Origin of the sequence: Allolucifera butyrica (genome assembly GCF_900476375.1) — a bacterium.
In the GTDB taxonomy this organism is placed as follows: Bacteria; Bacillota; Negativicutes; order Sporomusales; family UPPP01; genus Lucifera; species Lucifera butyrica.
This window is the reverse complement of sequence record NZ_UPPP01000072.1, coordinates 195,922-210,279: the sequence shown is the minus strand read 5'-3', so window position 1 is coordinate 210,279 and position 14,358 is coordinate 195,922. Positions and strand designations below refer to the sequence as shown.

Below are 14,358 nucleotides of genomic sequence, written 5' to 3'. Positions count from 1 at the left end.
AGGTAATGCAAACAGAAAAAGCTACCAAAAAACGTTTTGTCATTGGTTTTCTTCTTTTCCTTGGTGTTGTGATCAACTATATGGACCGCAGCAATCTTTCCTTGGCGGCGCCACTATTGGGACATGATTTACACCTCAACTCAGTGGAAATGGGTTTCATTTTTTCGGCGTTTGGCTGGTCGTATGCTATTTTGCAAATTCCGGGCGGCTTACTCGTCGACCGCATTAAACCGCGTCTGCTGTATGCGGTTTTATTGTGCGGCTGGTCTGTTGCCACTTGTTTACAATCTTTGGTGAACAACTTTTCTGCTCTTTTTGGTTTGCGCGTAGCGCTTGGCGCTTTCGAGGCTCCCTCCTATCCAACAAATAACAAGGTTATTACCACCTGGTTCCCGGAACAGGAGCGGGCTACATCCACTGCTTTTTACACCTCGGGACAGTATGTGGGCATTGCTTTTTTTACGCCGCTTCTCGTATATATCCAAAGCACCCTTGGCTGGCGGGGAATGCTTTTCCTGACAGGGGTTACCGGCGTACTATTTAGTTTGGTATGGTATCTGTTTTACCGCAGTCCTAAAGACAGTAAGGCCAATGAGGCGGAACTGGATTATATTCGCCGGGGCGGCGGCCTGGTAGACGCAGATGAAAAAGAAAATGGCAAAAAGGCTGACTGGTTACAGTTAAAGTACGTTTTAAAAAATCGCAATATTTGGGGCGTATTTATCGCTCAGTTTTGTCTTTCTTCGATTCTTTGGTTTTTTCTGACGTGGTTTCCGACGTATCTTGTTCAATATCGCGGTATGGCGTTTATTAAAATGGGATTTATGGCTTCTCTTCCTTTTTTAGCCGCCTATGTCGGCATATTATTATCAGGATTTATTTCGGATACCCTCATAAAACGCGGTCATTCCACCGGTTTTGCCCGGAAGGTGCCGATTGTGACCGGTCTGGCCCTGGCTACTTCCATTGTTGGCGCAAACTATGTGCAAGACCAGACTGCCGTGATCCTGTTTATGGCCTTGGCATTTTTCGGCAACGGGTTAGCGTCCATTACCTGGGTTTTTGTGTCGGCTTTGGCGCCTTCTAATTTATTGGGCCTGACGGGCGGGATGTTTAACTTTATGGGCAATCTTTCCGCTATTGCTGTGCCGATAATAATCGGAATATTAGCAAAGGGCGGAAATTTTAAACCGGCATTGGTATTTATTAGTGCATTGGCTCTGATCGGAGCCCTGTCTTATCTTTTTATTGTCGGCGAGGTCAAACGGATTGTGGTGCCTGAAAAAGCGGACCAGATACAATTACAAAAATAAAAGGGTGGTGTTGAATCATGAGGGAAGTAATGAAAGAGGTAGTAATTACCAAGCCGCATGAGTATGCAGTCCGGGAGGTGCCACTTCCCGGGATCACTAATGATTTTGAAGTGCTGGTACAAATGAAAGCGGTTGGCATATGCGGCTCTGACCATCACATTTATCACGGGGCCAATCCCTGTTCGACGTATCCAAGAATTCCGGGCCATGAAAACGTAGGTATTGTTGTAAAAGTTGGTCCTAAAGTGACGAAAGTAAACATCGGTGACAGAGTCGTTATTGACCTGATTATAACCTGCGGGGAATGCTACCAGTGCAAAATCGGCCGGGAGAATGTATGTGAAAATGTGCGGGTGCGCGGCAGCGGAACCGACGGCGGATTGCGGGAGTATATCGTCGTGCCGGAAGAGGATGCCTATGTATTTCCGGAAACGATTCCCTTTAGAGACGCCGCATTAATCGAGCCATACGCGATTGGCGCCCATTGCACCCAGAGAGGCAGGCTGGTGGCGGAGGATATCGTGTTTATTCTGGGAACGGGAACAATTGGCTCGATTATTTTGCAGACCTGTAAAGAAAAAGGCTGCACCGTAATTTGCTGCGATGTGAATGATGAGACACTGGCAAGAGCCAAAGGCTATGGAGCAGATTATATTATAAACAGCAAAAAGGAAAATATAGTGGCAAGAGTCCAGGAAATTACCAGGGGAAAAGGGGTTACGGTCGCTTTTGACTCCGCTTGCTTCCAGGGATCGTTGACGTCCCTGTTTGAGGTTGGCCTTGTACGGAATGCCGGCAGGATTGTAAGCCTGGGTTTTGTCACTGCGCCGGAGACGATTTCGCAAGCGATGCTGAATCAGCGCGAACTGGATTTGATTGGTTCGAGAATGTCCTGCTATCAGTTTAAGCCTACGATTGAAAAATTTGCCAGGCATGCGTTTAACTTGAATGGGATTGCTACTACTTTTATTCCATTTAATGAGATCGAAAAAATGTTTTATTATATGGACCATCCCGACCCCAAGGTGAAAAAGATGGTTGTTTTATTTGAATAAAGAAGGAGCTGCAGTTATGAATCTGTTTAATATCGAAGGCAAAAAAGCCATTGTAACGGGAGGCAGTCGGGGCCTCGGCCACGGAATGGCGGAAGGACTGCTGGAAGCGGGTTGTGAAGTAGCAATCGTCGGTTCTTCCGATACGGTTTTCGCAGCAGCCGAAGACTTTTCTAAGAAGGGGTATCCATGCTATGGTGTAAAAGCCGATTTAAGAGACCGGCAGGAAAATTACCGGGCTTTTGCCGGCTGTCTGGCCGCTTTGGGGGGCGATTTGGATATACTGGTAACGGCGGCAGGCATCCAGCGAAGACACAGCGCCGAAGAATTCCCGATTGAAGAATGGGATGAGGTTTTGAATATCAATCTGAACTCGGTATTCATCCTGTGTCAATTGGCGGGACGCATTATGCTTAAGAAGGGTTACGGCAAGATTATTAATGTGGCTTCCATGGTTTCCTTCTTTGGCGGACAAACGGTTCCCGCCTACTCGGCGGCCAAAGGCGGCGTAACCCAGCTTACGAAGGAATTGTCAAATGACTGGGTAGGCAGAGGGGTAAATGTCAACGCCATTGCCCCGGGATATATGGCGACAGATATGAACAAGGCCATTATAAACAACGAGACCAGATACCAGCAAATTTCCGAGCGGATTCCGGCGGGCCGCTGGGGCACCGGGAATGATATGAAAGGAACCACAATTTATTTGGCTTCTGCGGCAAGTGATTATGTGAGCGGGGCGGTTATCCCGGTCGATGGCGGTTATCTTGTGAAATAAAAGTAGTTCCGGACAGTCCAAGCCTGGTATTCCTAAGGGTTAGGACGAAGAAATTGGAGAGTGACGAAGATGTTATCCAAAATTGCGGTACTGCAAAAGATTATGAATAGCGGCCTTGTTGCCGTCGTACGGGCGGAATCGGCGGAGCAGGCGAAGAAAATAACGGATGCTTGCATTAAAGGCGGAGTAGGGGCGATCGAAATAACCTTCACCGTACCCGGTGCCGCTGAGGTAATCAAAGAACTGGCAACTACCTATGGGTTAGATGAAATTATTATCGGCGCCGGAACCGTGCTGGACCCTGAAACGGCCCGGACGGCGATTCTGGCTGGGGCGCAGTACGTGGTCAGTCCAAGTGTTAATTTTGATACGGTCAAGCTGTGTAATCGCTATCAGGTGCCGGTTATGCCCGGCGCGGCAACAATAAAAGAAATTGTCGAAGCTATGGAAGCCGGCGCGGATATCATTAAGGTATTTCCGGGAGAAAGCCTGGGGCCGGCGTTTGTAAAAGCGGTAAAAGGGCCGCTGCCGCAAGCGCCGCTGATGCCTACCGGCGGAGTGGCCCTGGGAAACGTTGGTGATTGGATCAAGGCCGGCTGTGTGGCTGTCGGCGCCGGCGGCAATCTTACCGGCGGGGCTAAAAAAGGCGACTATGAGTCAATTACAACCGTCGCCCGGCAATTTATCCAAGAAATCTGCGATGCCCGCGGCTTAAAATAAAGGAGTGTCAAATGTAGATGAGCAAAGTAGTCTGTTTCGGTGAAATCATGCTGCGGCTGGCTCCTGCCGGCTATCTCCGCTTTGAGCAGGCGCAAAGTTTTGATGCAGTGTATGGCGGCGGCGAGGCCAATGTTGCCGTATCGCTGGCCAATTTTGGCGTTGACGCCTTGTTCGTTACCAAAGTTCCCGACAATCCGGTCGGTCAGGCGGCAATAAACGAAATGCGCCGCTATGGTGTTGATACGGCCTATATGGTCAGAGGCGGGGAACGGATCGGCATTTACTTTTTGGAAAAGGGAGCCTCTCAACGTCCGTCGAAAGTGGTCTACGACCGGAAGTACTCTTCGGTCTCTCAGGCGCAAAGCAGGGACTTTGACTGGAAGAAAATTTGCGCCGGTGCCGACTGGTTCCATTTCACCGGCATTACCCCCGCACTTGGCGACCACGTAGCCGAGGCGGTGCTGGATGCCTGCAAAGCGGCAAAGAAGGCAGGGCTGACGGTGAGTTGCGACCTCAATTTCCGCAAGAACCTCTGGACAAGTGAAAAAGCCGGCGAAGTCATGACCCGGTTTATGCCTTACGTTGATGTTTGTATCGCTAATGAGGAAGATGCCGAGAAAGTATTCGGCATTAAGGCGGGCAGCACTGATATAACCGGCGGCAAGCTGAGCCATGACGGCTATAAAGACGTTGCCAGGCAACTGAGTGACCGCTTCGGGTTCAAAGCGGTCGCCATTACTCTGCGCAGCAGTATTTCAGCTTCGGACAACAACTGGGCGGCAATGTTGTATAAGGGGGGCGAGTACTATTTCTCCCGCAATTATGCCGTACATATCGTCGACCGGGTCGGCGGCGGTGATTCCTTTGGAGGCGGTTTGATTTACGCCCTTCGGGCCGGTCTGAGTAATCAAGAGGCTTTGGAATTCGCGGTGGCGGCGTCCTGTCTCAAACATTCTATCGAGGGCGATCATAACCACGTCACTGTTAACGAGGTAAAAACATTGATGGCCGGCGATGGTTCGGGACGCGTTCAACGATAGACGGATAAAGGGATAAGGAACTACCAGGACACTCTCTTGAACAATTACGCATTTTGACAGGAATTTTTTTAGATATTGCGGGAGAGTTGATGCAGTAGCAATAGTTACAAAAGAGCTATTTTAGGGGCAATTGCAATTAAAGGCAATTGCCCCTTGTTGTTTTTGCAGGGGACAGGGAAACTAAGCGAATTATGAACAGATGAAAAAATAAAAAAAGCACAAACTTTATTTTTACATATGTTCTAAATTTGATATATTGATAAAATGCGGGATGCCATATATAATTATGAATAGTAAGATAATAATAAAAAATGCAGTTTGGGGAATAAAAACGACGGAGTGTTTACTATGAAAAAGGTTATTGATGACATAAGGCTTATATTCAAATGCTGCAGTCTTTATTATGAAGATGAAATGAGCCAGCAGGAAATTTGTGAACATCTTGGCATATCAAGACCGTCGGTTTCAAGAATGCTGAAATTAGGCAAAGAACAAGGGATCGTAAAGATTGATATCAATAACCCCTACAACTTAACATTTGGTAAATTGGAACGGGAACTGGAAAAAAAGTTTAACCTTAAAGAAGTGATTGTTGTTGAGTCAAGTCCTATAGAAACGGGGACGGAAAGAATAAGCAGCAGTTTAGGGGAGGAAACATTAAATTTTTTAGCCAGAACGTTGGATGACGGAGACGTTGTAGGCGTTTCGATGGGAATGACGCTGCAAAACGTAATTCGGGCAAAACGCAATATTGAGCATACTATCCGTTGTACTTTTGTACCGATTGTCGGCGGTATTGGCGAAAGCCGGTTAGACATCCATGCGAACTATATTGCCGGTGAATTTGCCAAATTATTCGGCGGCGATTGTGTACAGTTCTTTTCGCCGGCGACTTTTTCCAGTGTCAATGTATTAAACGAGTTTCTTAAAGAAAAATCGGTGCGTAACATTTTTAACTTTTATCGCAATGTGGGTACGGTACTTATGGGAATCGGGATACCCGAACGGGGCGGTTCAACCTTATTGGCGACCGGATATATCGAAGCGGAAGTCTTGGACCGTTTCGTTGAAATCGGCGCAGTCGGCGATATTTCATTGCAATTTTTTGATCAGAATGGTAGCACGGAAAAGTTCAAACAATTTAATGACCGAGTGGCCGGGATGCCAATTGAGCAGTTGAAGAAGGTGCAAAAGCGAATTGGTATTGCCGGCGGCGCCCATAAAGCCAATGCTGTGCTGGGGGCGATCCGAGGCGGCTTTTTAAATATATTGATTACGGATTTCGATTGCGCCATGGCTTTGCTGGAAAGATAATTCAGCGTGAAAGAGAGGATTGCGGATGAACTTGACTAGGCTATTTCTCGGATTGCTCTTTCTTATGACAGCGCAGGCGGTGGGCACTTATATGCAGGTGCAGCAGTATAAACAAGCCGTTCGCCGGTTGCACAGGCTGGGCAATGTTGGCATTGGCAGCAAAAAAGGCAGATTCGTTCCCGGAAATATAGTAGTGATTGCCTGTAACCGGGACGGAGTGATTACTGCGGGTGAAATTATGGAAGGATATACGATTTTTAATAGGTTTAAAGAGATCAGGGGAATCATTGGTAAAACGATTTATGATTTACTGGCGGAGTACGGATCACTGCCGGAAAAGAAACAGAGAATGTATAAAGCGCATATTCAGGCGTTGGATGCTTTGAATCTTAGATTGAATCCAGACAAATTATAAAATTAATACTGGTTTAAAGAAAAGCTTGTTTAGGGCCCAAACAAGCAAAGTAAGTACCTAAAATTTAAATTTTTAAATGAATACAACATATATATTTCGGAAAATTCTGGAAATTAAAGAACGGAGGAAAAAATATGGAGTTACTAGCTGGATTGGCCAATGGGTTTATGGAACTTTTTAAAGCAGGGGCAGAGACCTTTGCCGGATGGGTAGCCGGAATTATTCCGCTGATCGTTGTCCTGATGACGGCAGTGAGTGCCGTCATCAAACTGATTGGTGAAGAGCGGGTGCAAAGTTTGGCGCAAAAAGCAACCAAAAATATTATTACCCGGTATACCATATTACCTATCTTATCTGTTTTGTTTTTAGGAAATCCAATGTGCTACAGTTTTGGACGCTTTGTTGAAGAAAAGCACAAACCGGCGTTTTATGATGCAACCGTAAGCTTTCTCCATCCTGTTACCGGCTTGTTTCCCCATGCCAATGGCGGCGAGTTGTTCGTTTACATGGGGATAGCCGCAGGGATTACCAAACTGGGACTTCCTTTGGGTGACTTGGCTGTTAGATACTTTCTTGTCGGGATTATTATAATCTTTATACGCGGCATTGTTACGGAAAAAATTTATACTTCGATGAAAGCCAAAGCAAAATAAAAATCACCGTGGCAATGAAAAAATGTAGGAAGGAATGATTTTATGTATAAAGCCATTACGATTTCCCAAGGCAGCGGCGGCTGGGGCGGTCCTTTAACGATCATGCCGACAGATATCTGCAATAAAATTGTTAGTGTCACGGGGGGCGGCATTCATCCGGTAGCGGCTAAAATCGCAGAAATGACAGGCTGTGAGGCAATTGACGGATTTACCAAGTCCGTTCCTGACGACCAGATTCTGGTTGCGGTTGTGGATTGCGGCGGTACGGCGCGCTGCGGCGTGTATCCTAAGAAGAAAATATTTACCGTGAATCTGACTCCGGTTGGCAAGGTCGGACCCTTGGCGCAGTATATTACCGAAAATCTATATGTGTCGGCAGTTACCGAAAGCTGTCTCAGATATGCCGGGGAAGGCGCCATCCTGACCAGTAAAGAAGGACTTGTTGCAGCCGGGACAGGGCCAAGAACGGCTCATTCCGAACCCAAAACGAAAGCCCAGGCGAGAGCGGAAATTGCGGCAATGAATGTGAATAAAAAGAGAAACATCATTACCCGGCTGGGAATTGGTGTCGGCGGAGTCGTCAATAAATTCTACCAGGCAGGCCGAGAGACCATTGATATGGTCGTAAAGACCATTTTACCGTTCATGGCCTTTGTGAGTATGATTATCGGGATTATCAAAGTATCCGGCATTGGCAATCTGATCGCCAACACAATATCTCCTTTGGCGAGTACACTCCCGGGTATGCTGGTTATTTCCGTTGTTTGTTCTTTACCCTTTATATCCCCGGTGCTTGGCCCGGGGGCAGTGATTGCCCAGGTTGTCGGCACACTGCTGGGCGTTGAATTTGGCTTGGGCCATATTCCCGCCCAATATGCATTGCCCGCTTTATTTGCAATAAATGGCCAAGTTGGCTGCGACTTTGTTCCCGTTGGCTTAAGCCTGGGGGAAGCAGACCCGGAAACAATTGAAATGGGGGTTCCGGCAGTTCTGTATTCGCGGCTGATCACCGGTCCGCTGGCAGTTATTATTGCTTACTTTTTCAGTTTTGGCATGTACTAATATACGAGGCAAAAGAAGTTGATTCATTGCTAAAGGAGGAGAACGATGAAGTATCAGTCCGAAATTACCGGCTGGGGAATGGATGCGCTGCACTTTCTGAGTGACAAGGAATTGAATTTTATCATCATCTTTAATGACGGGGCGCCGCCGGAATTAGCGGAAATAGCGGTTTTGCACAAACCGTCCCCCCTGCTTGCGGGATTGGCGATTGGTGATACAGTAATTATTTGTGACAAGGTATTTACGATCACCGCCATCGGTTCGGAAGCGGAACACACGCTGCAAGAACTGGGACACTGCACACTTAGCTTCAAAGGCGGACCGAAACCGGACCGTCCGGGATGTATTATGCTGGAAGGAGATGAGCTGCTGTCTTCAGATATTCTCGTAGGAGGTACCATTGAGATTTTCTAAATGATTCAACATTTTACAGGAAGCAAGTTGTCAAAGATGAATTTTGGCTGCAAAAAATGGGTTAAAGTTCATGAATCAAAGCTCAGAAGATTAAAACGAGTTGGACTAACCCTCTGTATTTTATTGACGGCGGGAATTGCCGGCAATATTTAAGGAGTAAGAGTATGTACGGGACAACAAAAAAAGATACCGGCGCAGGGATTTCTCCGCAAAAAGCAATCCCTGCAGCCAGTACCAAACATAAAAAACATCTCGAGAATATTCTAACAATAACGGCCCGAAAAGACAACCTATTCTGGGATAAAACAAATTTTTTACCAGGAGAGACAAACTGAATATTTTAATTCTATCTGAGCTGTACGAGAGTCATTTAGCAGCCGTTTTTCATCCAAAGCAATGGACCGGCTTTTTGTGAAATTTAGAATAACTAGACTAAAAAGGGGTCTTTTGGATGTTAAACATGGATCAAAAGTTAAGGAAACGGCAACAGGAGGGAAACGTTATCCGTACGGGTATTGTCGGTGCGGGCCAAATGGGAAGAGGCATGGTGACGCAAATGGTACTCATGCAGGGTATCATGCCGGCAGTTGTTTCCGATATCAATATTGAAAATGCTGTGAATGCTTTTCATTATGCCGGCATAAAAGACGACCAAATTGCGGTTGTGGATACTCTCACCGAGGCCAATCGCTGGATGGAAGCCGGAAAATACATTGCCACCGTCAATGCGGATTTAATTTCGCAGGCTAACCTGGTGGAATGCGCCATCGATGCCACCGGGGTGCCTGATGTAGGGGCCAAAGTGGCAACGGATGCAATGAAAAACGGGAAACACGTAGTCATGCTGAATGTGGAGACCGATGTTGTTATTGGACCTTACCTGAAAAAGCTGGCGGCGCGGCAAGGCGTTATTTATACCGGTTCGGCCGGGGATGAGCCGGGCGCGGTTATGGAATTATATTGTTTTGCCAAAGCCATGGGCATGGATGTTAAAGTAATGGGTAAGGGAAAGAATAACAAGCTGGATTATAATTGCAATCCGGATACAGTGCTGGAAGAAGCGACCCGCCGTAAAATGAGTCCTAAAATGCTTTGCGCCTTTAAAGATGGTACCAAAACAATGGTAGAAATGACGGCTATGTCCAATGCTACGGGTTTGATTCCCGATGTGACCGGCGGACACGGGGTTGCGGCAACTGTGAAAGAATTGCCGGAGTTATATAAGCTCAAGCAAGATGGCGGTATTTTAGAGAAACATGGTGTGGTTGAATACGTAAATGGCATTGCTCCGGGCGTATTTGTCGCTGTGGCGACGGAAAACGAAGAAATCGCCTATCAAATGCGTTATCATAGCATGGGGGAGGGTCCTTTATGGATTTTATACCGGCCCTATCATTTATGCAATTTAGAAACGCCGCTAACCGTGGCTAAGGCTGTGATTGATGGGGAACCCACCATCGTACCCATCGACGGACTGGTGAGCGAATGCATTACGGTTGCCAAAACCGATTTGAAAGCGGGCCAGTACATTGACGGAATTGGCGGGTATACTACGTATGGGTCGATTGCCACTGCTGTTGAGGCCGATGCCAAGGGCTACGTTCCTTACGGTTTGGTAACAAATAAAACCCGTATGCTAAAGGATGCCAAAAAGGGGCAGCTTTTAACACTGGATATGGTAGAGTTGGATCAAACCACCCTGATTTATAATTTGCGCAAAGAACAAGATGCAATGTATCATAAATAAGAGAACCTCCGGGTAAGAGACAAAAGCTGGTATGAATTTCATATCAGCTTTTGCTGTAGAACCACATTTCGCACCCTGAACTTATGGCAATAATATCTCAGTTTACCTTTTCATGGAGGATTATTCTGAATGATAGAGAATTGCGAAAAGTGGGTATAAAAGAAAAATTAATAATTTAGGAGAAAATGAAATGAGTAAAATGGATGAAATGGCAGTAAATGCAATTCGTATTTTGGCGGCAGATTCGGTACAAAAAGCGAATTCCGGCCATCCCGGTATGCCCCTTGGCTGCGCTGCGGTGGCTTATGAATTATGGGCGAAGCACCTGAAGCATAATCCGAAAAATCCCCAATGGATTAACCGGGACCGTTTTGTTTTGTCTGCCGGACATGGATCGACTCTGTTGTATTCCCTCTTACACTTATTCGGCTATGGCGGTTTAGCCATTGAAGACCTGGCCCGGTTCAGGCAGGAAGATTCCCTGACGCCCGGTCATCCGGAATATGGCCATACGGTCGGTGTGGAAGCGACAACCGGACCGCTTGGCGCCGGCATGGGAATGGCTGTCGGTATGGCGATGGCGGAAGCGCATCTTGCCGCGATTTTTAATAAAGACGGATTTCCCGTTGTTGACCATTATACCTATGCACTGGGCGGAGACGGCTGCATGATGGAGGGAATTTCTTCCGAAGCCTTTTCGCTGGCAGGAACCTTAGGCTTACATAAGCTGATTGTGTTTTATGATAGTAATGAAATTACGATCGAAGGCAGTACGGAAATTGCTTTTACCGAAGATGTGGCCCAAAAAATGCAGGCCTTTGGCTTTCAAACCTTGACAGTTGAAGACGGCAACGATCTGGCGTCGATTGGCAGAGCCATTGAAATGGCAAAAGCCGAAACCAATAAACCTTCCTGCATTATCGTGAAAACCCAGATTGGCTATGGCTGCCCGGCTAAACAGGGGAAGGCCAGTGCGCATGGAGAACCGCTGGGAGCGGAAAATGTTGCCGCCCTTAAAGAAAAATTAGGCTGGGAGAAAACGGATGCCTTTTATGTTCCGGCTGTTGTTTACGATCATTACCGGGCAATTGCCGACCAAAAGGCGGCCGATGAAGCGGCCTGGAACGCAATGTTTGCCAGTTATAGCGAAAAATACCCGGAGATGAGAACTCTTTGGGCGCGGTATTATGAGGAAAAGATTACGGCGGATTTAATCGACAGGGAAGAATTTTGGGCCTTTACGGACAAGCCGGAAGCGACAAGGAACTTATCGGGCATCCTGCTCAACCGTATTAAAGATTGGCTGCCGAACCTGATTGGCGGCAGTGCAGACCTTGCTCCTTCCAATAAAACCAATATGAGCGGTGCGGGAGACTTTTCCAGACATAACTATAGCGGCAGAAATATTCATTTTGGGGTAAGAGAAATTGCCATGGCCGCCATCGGTAATGGGTTGGCGCTGCATGGGGGCTTGAAACCCTTTGTTGCCACCTTTTTTGTCTTTAGTGATTACCTGAAGCCAATGGCAAGACTGGCAGCCCTGATGGGATTGCCTGTGACATATGTTTTAAGCCATGACAGTATAGGGGTGGGAGAAGACGGTCCTACTCATGAGCCGGTGGAACAATTGGCAATGCTCAGAGCGATGCCGAACTTCGCCGTATTCAGACCGGCGGACGCCACTGAAACTTGCGCGGCCTGGTATTATGCAATGACATCGGCAAAGACGCCGACCGCCCTGGTATTATCACGGCAAAACCTGCCGCCACTGCAAGGGTCAAGCAAAGAAGCATTAAAAGGCGGCTATATTCTGGCTGATTCCCAAAAAGCGATGCCGGACGGGATCATTATGGCCAGTGGCTCGGAAGTGGAACTGGCCGTGAACGCGAAAGCGGCATTAGCAAAAGAAAATATTGATGTAAGAGTGGTGAGCATGCCATCTCTGGATGTCTTTGCAACACAAACGTCGGAATACCGGGAAAGCGTATTGCCTAAAAACGTAAGGGCCAGAGTCGCGGTGGAAGCGGCCTCTGATTTTGGCTGGGACAAATATGTAGGACTTGACGGTGCCTGTGTTACCATGAACACGTTTGGAGCGTCGGCACCGGCGAAAACCTTATTTGAAAAATTTGGCTTCACTACGGAAAATGTGGTAGCAACCATGAAAGGTTTATTAGCGTCGAGGTAAAGGGATGAAAAAAATAGAAGTGATAAGCGGCAACCGGATTGAAACCGCACTGGAGAGTTCCAAGCGCCAGTACTTAGCGGGCGAACTGGCCTTACCCCAGGAACTGGATTATTTGCGGGATCCTCATATAGAAGCGGGCATTACGGAATACAAAGAATACACGATTGAAAAACCGCATTATCATACAACCACAACGGAGTATATTTATGTCCTGGCCGGGGAAAGCAAATATATAGATATAAAAACCAAGGAAGAAACGCTGGTTGAAAAAGGAGACTTCTTTTTAATCCGGCCGGGAATTACTTATGCTCAAAAGTCCAAGGCGGGACTCAAATTACTGTTTTTTAAATACCCTTCCGGCAATGACAAAGTCAGCGTCGAAGAGGATGGAAGCCTCAATGCCTGGTATACTAATTGGTAGATGACTCCATCTCTCTTAAATCCGGGCTATCCGTACGCGAAACAGCATAATAGATATAAAGAATAGAAACCGGTTAAGGAGGGTAAAATGATTCAATTTATTGGTTGTGGCAGCGCCTTTAATACCCGGATTGGAAATACGAGCGCTTTCCTAAAAAAAGGGGATTCGCTGCTGCTCATCGACTGTGGCGGAACTGTGTTCCATCGTTTGCAGGCAATGCAATTATTGGACGGTCTGAAAAGATTACATATTGTCATTACCCACACCCATCCGGACCATGTGGGCAGTTTGGGAGATATCATCTTTTACGCGTATTATGTCCTGAAGATTACACCCAAGTTGTATTTTCCGGAAAATAGATTACTCAAAACCTTCTTGCAGTGTATTGGTGTTGAGAAACAAATGGTAGAGATCATTAGTAATCTAACTGTGGATGCGGCGGATCAAGAGCTTGGGGCTTTCAACCTGTCGTTTATACCTGTCACTCATGTAACGACCATTCCCGCCTTTGGCTTTCTGCTGGAATACGAAGGAGCACGCATATTTTACAGCGGGGATTCCAATTCAATCCGGGAAAGTGTGTTAAGAATGCTGGAAAAAGGTGAGCTGGAAAGAATGTATCAGGACACTTGCGGGCTGGATTACGATCAGAATCCCCACCTATCCCTGCGAAAATTATGTGAGATAATCCCTGTTGACTTACGAAGCAAGGTTTGCTGTATTCATCATGACGCCTATCTGGATAGAGAGCAGGTAAAGACACTCGGTTTTCAACTGCCGGATATTTATTCTATGTAATTCCATAACAAGCCCCTATTTGCGGATACCGGCAAATAGGGGCTTTACGTTTCGGGACTATCACCGTTTTCTTAAAACTCCCATAATATAGGAACGAAGGGGGGAGAGCTTATTGTGGCGCCGATGTAAAGAATTTTTATTTGGAATCTTATACGAGCAGAATGAACCCAGTTTAACGCGGGTAATTATTGCGTTGGCATTTATGCTTTTTATTCTTGGTACTATCGTTGATGTTATTTTAATAATCTATGGTATCCATTGGCTTGATTATCCAACGTTTGCGTCGATCACCGGCGGTGGATCAATAGCCGGCAAAGTAGGTGATAAGCTTGTCTATACGTTTACGGCGCAAAAATATGGTTCACCGGCAGGGAAAATGCCTGAAATCAAGGGTAAAAATTCCGCAAAATAGGAATGGATAAAAAATAAAGCGTTATTTACTC

Annotated in this window: 16 protein-coding genes; all 16 read left to right on the top strand. The window is 46.6% G+C overall.

What is annotated here, in order from left to right; genetic code table 11:
• The first annotated feature begins 5 nt into the window (after nucleotides 1-5).
• Nucleotides 6-1,313, top strand: a complete 1,308-nt coding sequence (locus tag LUCIF_RS12515) for an MFS transporter (RefSeq protein WP_122628226.1) — start codon at nucleotides 6-8, stop codon at nucleotides 1,311-1,313.
• Nucleotides 1,314-1,330: 17 nt separating this feature from the next.
• Complete coding sequence (locus LUCIF_RS12510) at nucleotides 1,331-2,368, top strand: alcohol dehydrogenase catalytic domain-containing protein (protein WP_122628225.1); 1,038 nt, start codon at nucleotides 1,331-1,333, stop codon at nucleotides 2,366-2,368.
• A 16-nt stretch (nucleotides 2,369-2,384) separates the two neighbouring features.
• Nucleotides 2,385-3,143 carry an SDR family oxidoreductase gene (locus LUCIF_RS12505; protein WP_122628280.1) on the top strand — a complete coding sequence of 253 codons (759 nt, stop codon included), beginning with the start codon at nucleotides 2,385-2,387 and terminating at the stop codon, nucleotides 3,141-3,143.
• A gap of 69 nt (nucleotides 3,144-3,212) precedes the next feature.
• The gene (locus tag LUCIF_RS12500; RefSeq protein ID WP_122628224.1) at nucleotides 3,213-3,863 is read left to right on the top strand and encodes a bifunctional 2-keto-4-hydroxyglutarate aldolase/2-keto-3-deoxy-6-phosphogluconate aldolase; all 651 of its coding nucleotides are present in this window, start codon (nucleotides 3,213-3,215) and stop codon (nucleotides 3,861-3,863) included.
• Nucleotides 3,864-3,880: 17 nt separating this feature from the next.
• Nucleotides 3,881-4,903 (top strand): sugar kinase, encoded by a 1,023-nt coding sequence (locus tag LUCIF_RS12495; RefSeq protein WP_122628223.1) that lies wholly within the window; start codon nucleotides 3,881-3,883, stop codon nucleotides 4,901-4,903.
• A 348-nt stretch (nucleotides 4,904-5,251) separates the two neighbouring features.
• Complete coding sequence (locus LUCIF_RS12490; protein ID WP_165865986.1) at nucleotides 5,252-6,217, top strand: sugar-binding transcriptional regulator; 966 nt, start codon at nucleotides 5,252-5,254, stop codon at nucleotides 6,215-6,217.
• Nucleotides 6,218-6,242: 25 nt separating this feature from the next.
• A complete protein-coding gene (locus tag LUCIF_RS12485) occupies nucleotides 6,243-6,632 on the top strand; it encodes a transcriptional regulator GutM (RefSeq protein ID WP_122628221.1) in 390 nt (129 codons plus the stop codon).
• 134 nt (nucleotides 6,633-6,766) lie between these two features.
• Entirely contained in the window at nucleotides 6,767-7,285 is a 519-nt protein-coding gene (gene srlA, locus LUCIF_RS26790; protein WP_122628220.1) for a PTS glucitol/sorbitol transporter subunit IIC, read from the top strand.
• A gap of 42 nt (nucleotides 7,286-7,327) precedes the next feature.
• Nucleotides 7,328-8,347, top strand: coding sequence for a PTS glucitol/sorbitol transporter subunit IIB (srlE, locus tag LUCIF_RS26785; protein WP_122628219.1), 1,020 nt, complete (start codon nucleotides 7,328-7,330; stop codon nucleotides 8,345-8,347).
• 45 nt (nucleotides 8,348-8,392) lie between these two features.
• On the top strand, nucleotides 8,393-8,761 hold the full coding sequence (locus LUCIF_RS12470; RefSeq protein WP_122628218.1) for a PTS glucitol/sorbitol transporter subunit IIA: 369 nt from the start codon (nucleotides 8,393-8,395) through the stop codon (nucleotides 8,759-8,761).
• 164 nt (nucleotides 8,762-8,925) lie between these two features.
• Complete coding sequence (locus tag LUCIF_RS26090) at nucleotides 8,926-9,096, top strand: hypothetical protein (protein ID WP_165865985.1); 171 nt, start codon at nucleotides 8,926-8,928, stop codon at nucleotides 9,094-9,096.
• A 116-nt stretch (nucleotides 9,097-9,212) separates the two neighbouring features.
• Nucleotides 9,213-10,508, top strand: coding sequence for an NAD(P)H-dependent oxidoreductase (locus LUCIF_RS12465; protein WP_122628217.1), 1,296 nt, complete (start codon nucleotides 9,213-9,215; stop codon nucleotides 10,506-10,508).
• A 190-nt stretch (nucleotides 10,509-10,698) separates the two neighbouring features.
• Complete coding sequence (gene tkt, locus LUCIF_RS12460) at nucleotides 10,699-12,696, top strand: transketolase (RefSeq protein WP_122628216.1); 1,998 nt, start codon at nucleotides 10,699-10,701, stop codon at nucleotides 12,694-12,696.
• 4 nt (nucleotides 12,697-12,700) lie between these two features.
• On the top strand, nucleotides 12,701-13,117 hold the full coding sequence (locus tag LUCIF_RS12455) for a cupin domain-containing protein (protein ID WP_122628215.1): 417 nt from the start codon (nucleotides 12,701-12,703) through the stop codon (nucleotides 13,115-13,117).
• Between the two features lie 87 nt (nucleotides 13,118-13,204).
• Nucleotides 13,205-13,915 carry an MBL fold metallo-hydrolase gene (locus tag LUCIF_RS12450; protein ID WP_122628214.1) on the top strand — a complete coding sequence of 237 codons (711 nt, stop codon included), beginning with the start codon at nucleotides 13,205-13,207 and terminating at the stop codon, nucleotides 13,913-13,915.
• Between the two features lie 112 nt (nucleotides 13,916-14,027).
• Nucleotides 14,028-14,327, top strand: coding sequence for a hypothetical protein (locus LUCIF_RS12445; RefSeq protein ID WP_122628213.1), 300 nt, complete (start codon nucleotides 14,028-14,030; stop codon nucleotides 14,325-14,327).
• Nucleotides 14,328-14,358 lie beyond the last annotated feature (31 nt).

Coding starts and splice junctions, on each gene's coding strand:
- LUCIF_RS12470 (WP_122628218.1), top strand. CDS start 8,393: ATGAAGTATCAGTCCGAAATTACCGGCTGGGGAATGGATGCGCTGCAC.
- srlE (WP_122628219.1), top strand. CDS start 7,328: ATGTATAAAGCCATTACGATTTCCCAAGGCAGCGGCGGCTGGGGCGGT.
- LUCIF_RS12450 (WP_122628214.1), top strand. CDS start 13,205: ATGATTCAATTTATTGGTTGTGGCAGCGCCTTTAATACCCGGATTGGA.
- LUCIF_RS26090 (WP_165865985.1), top strand. CDS start 8,926: ATGTACGGGACAACAAAAAAAGATACCGGCGCAGGGATTTCTCCGCAA.
- LUCIF_RS12490 (WP_165865986.1), top strand. CDS start 5,252: ATGAAAAAGGTTATTGATGACATAAGGCTTATATTCAAATGCTGCAGT.
- LUCIF_RS12455 (WP_122628215.1), top strand. CDS start 12,701: ATGAAAAAAATAGAAGTGATAAGCGGCAACCGGATTGAAACCGCACTG.
- LUCIF_RS12510 (WP_122628225.1), top strand. CDS start 1,331: ATGAGGGAAGTAATGAAAGAGGTAGTAATTACCAAGCCGCATGAGTAT.
- tkt (WP_122628216.1), top strand. CDS start 10,699: ATGAGTAAAATGGATGAAATGGCAGTAAATGCAATTCGTATTTTGGCG.
- LUCIF_RS12495 (WP_122628223.1), top strand. CDS start 3,881: ATGAGCAAAGTAGTCTGTTTCGGTGAAATCATGCTGCGGCTGGCTCCT.
- LUCIF_RS12505 (WP_122628280.1), top strand. CDS start 2,385: ATGAATCTGTTTAATATCGAAGGCAAAAAAGCCATTGTAACGGGAGGC.
- LUCIF_RS12500 (WP_122628224.1), top strand. CDS start 3,213: ATGTTATCCAAAATTGCGGTACTGCAAAAGATTATGAATAGCGGCCTT.
- srlA (WP_122628220.1), top strand. CDS start 6,767: ATGGAGTTACTAGCTGGATTGGCCAATGGGTTTATGGAACTTTTTAAA.
- LUCIF_RS12485 (WP_122628221.1), top strand. CDS start 6,243: ATGAACTTGACTAGGCTATTTCTCGGATTGCTCTTTCTTATGACAGCG.
- LUCIF_RS12515 (WP_122628226.1), top strand. CDS start 6: ATGCAAACAGAAAAAGCTACCAAAAAACGTTTTGTCATTGGTTTTCTT.
- LUCIF_RS12465 (WP_122628217.1), top strand. CDS start 9,213: ATGTTAAACATGGATCAAAAGTTAAGGAAACGGCAACAGGAGGGAAAC.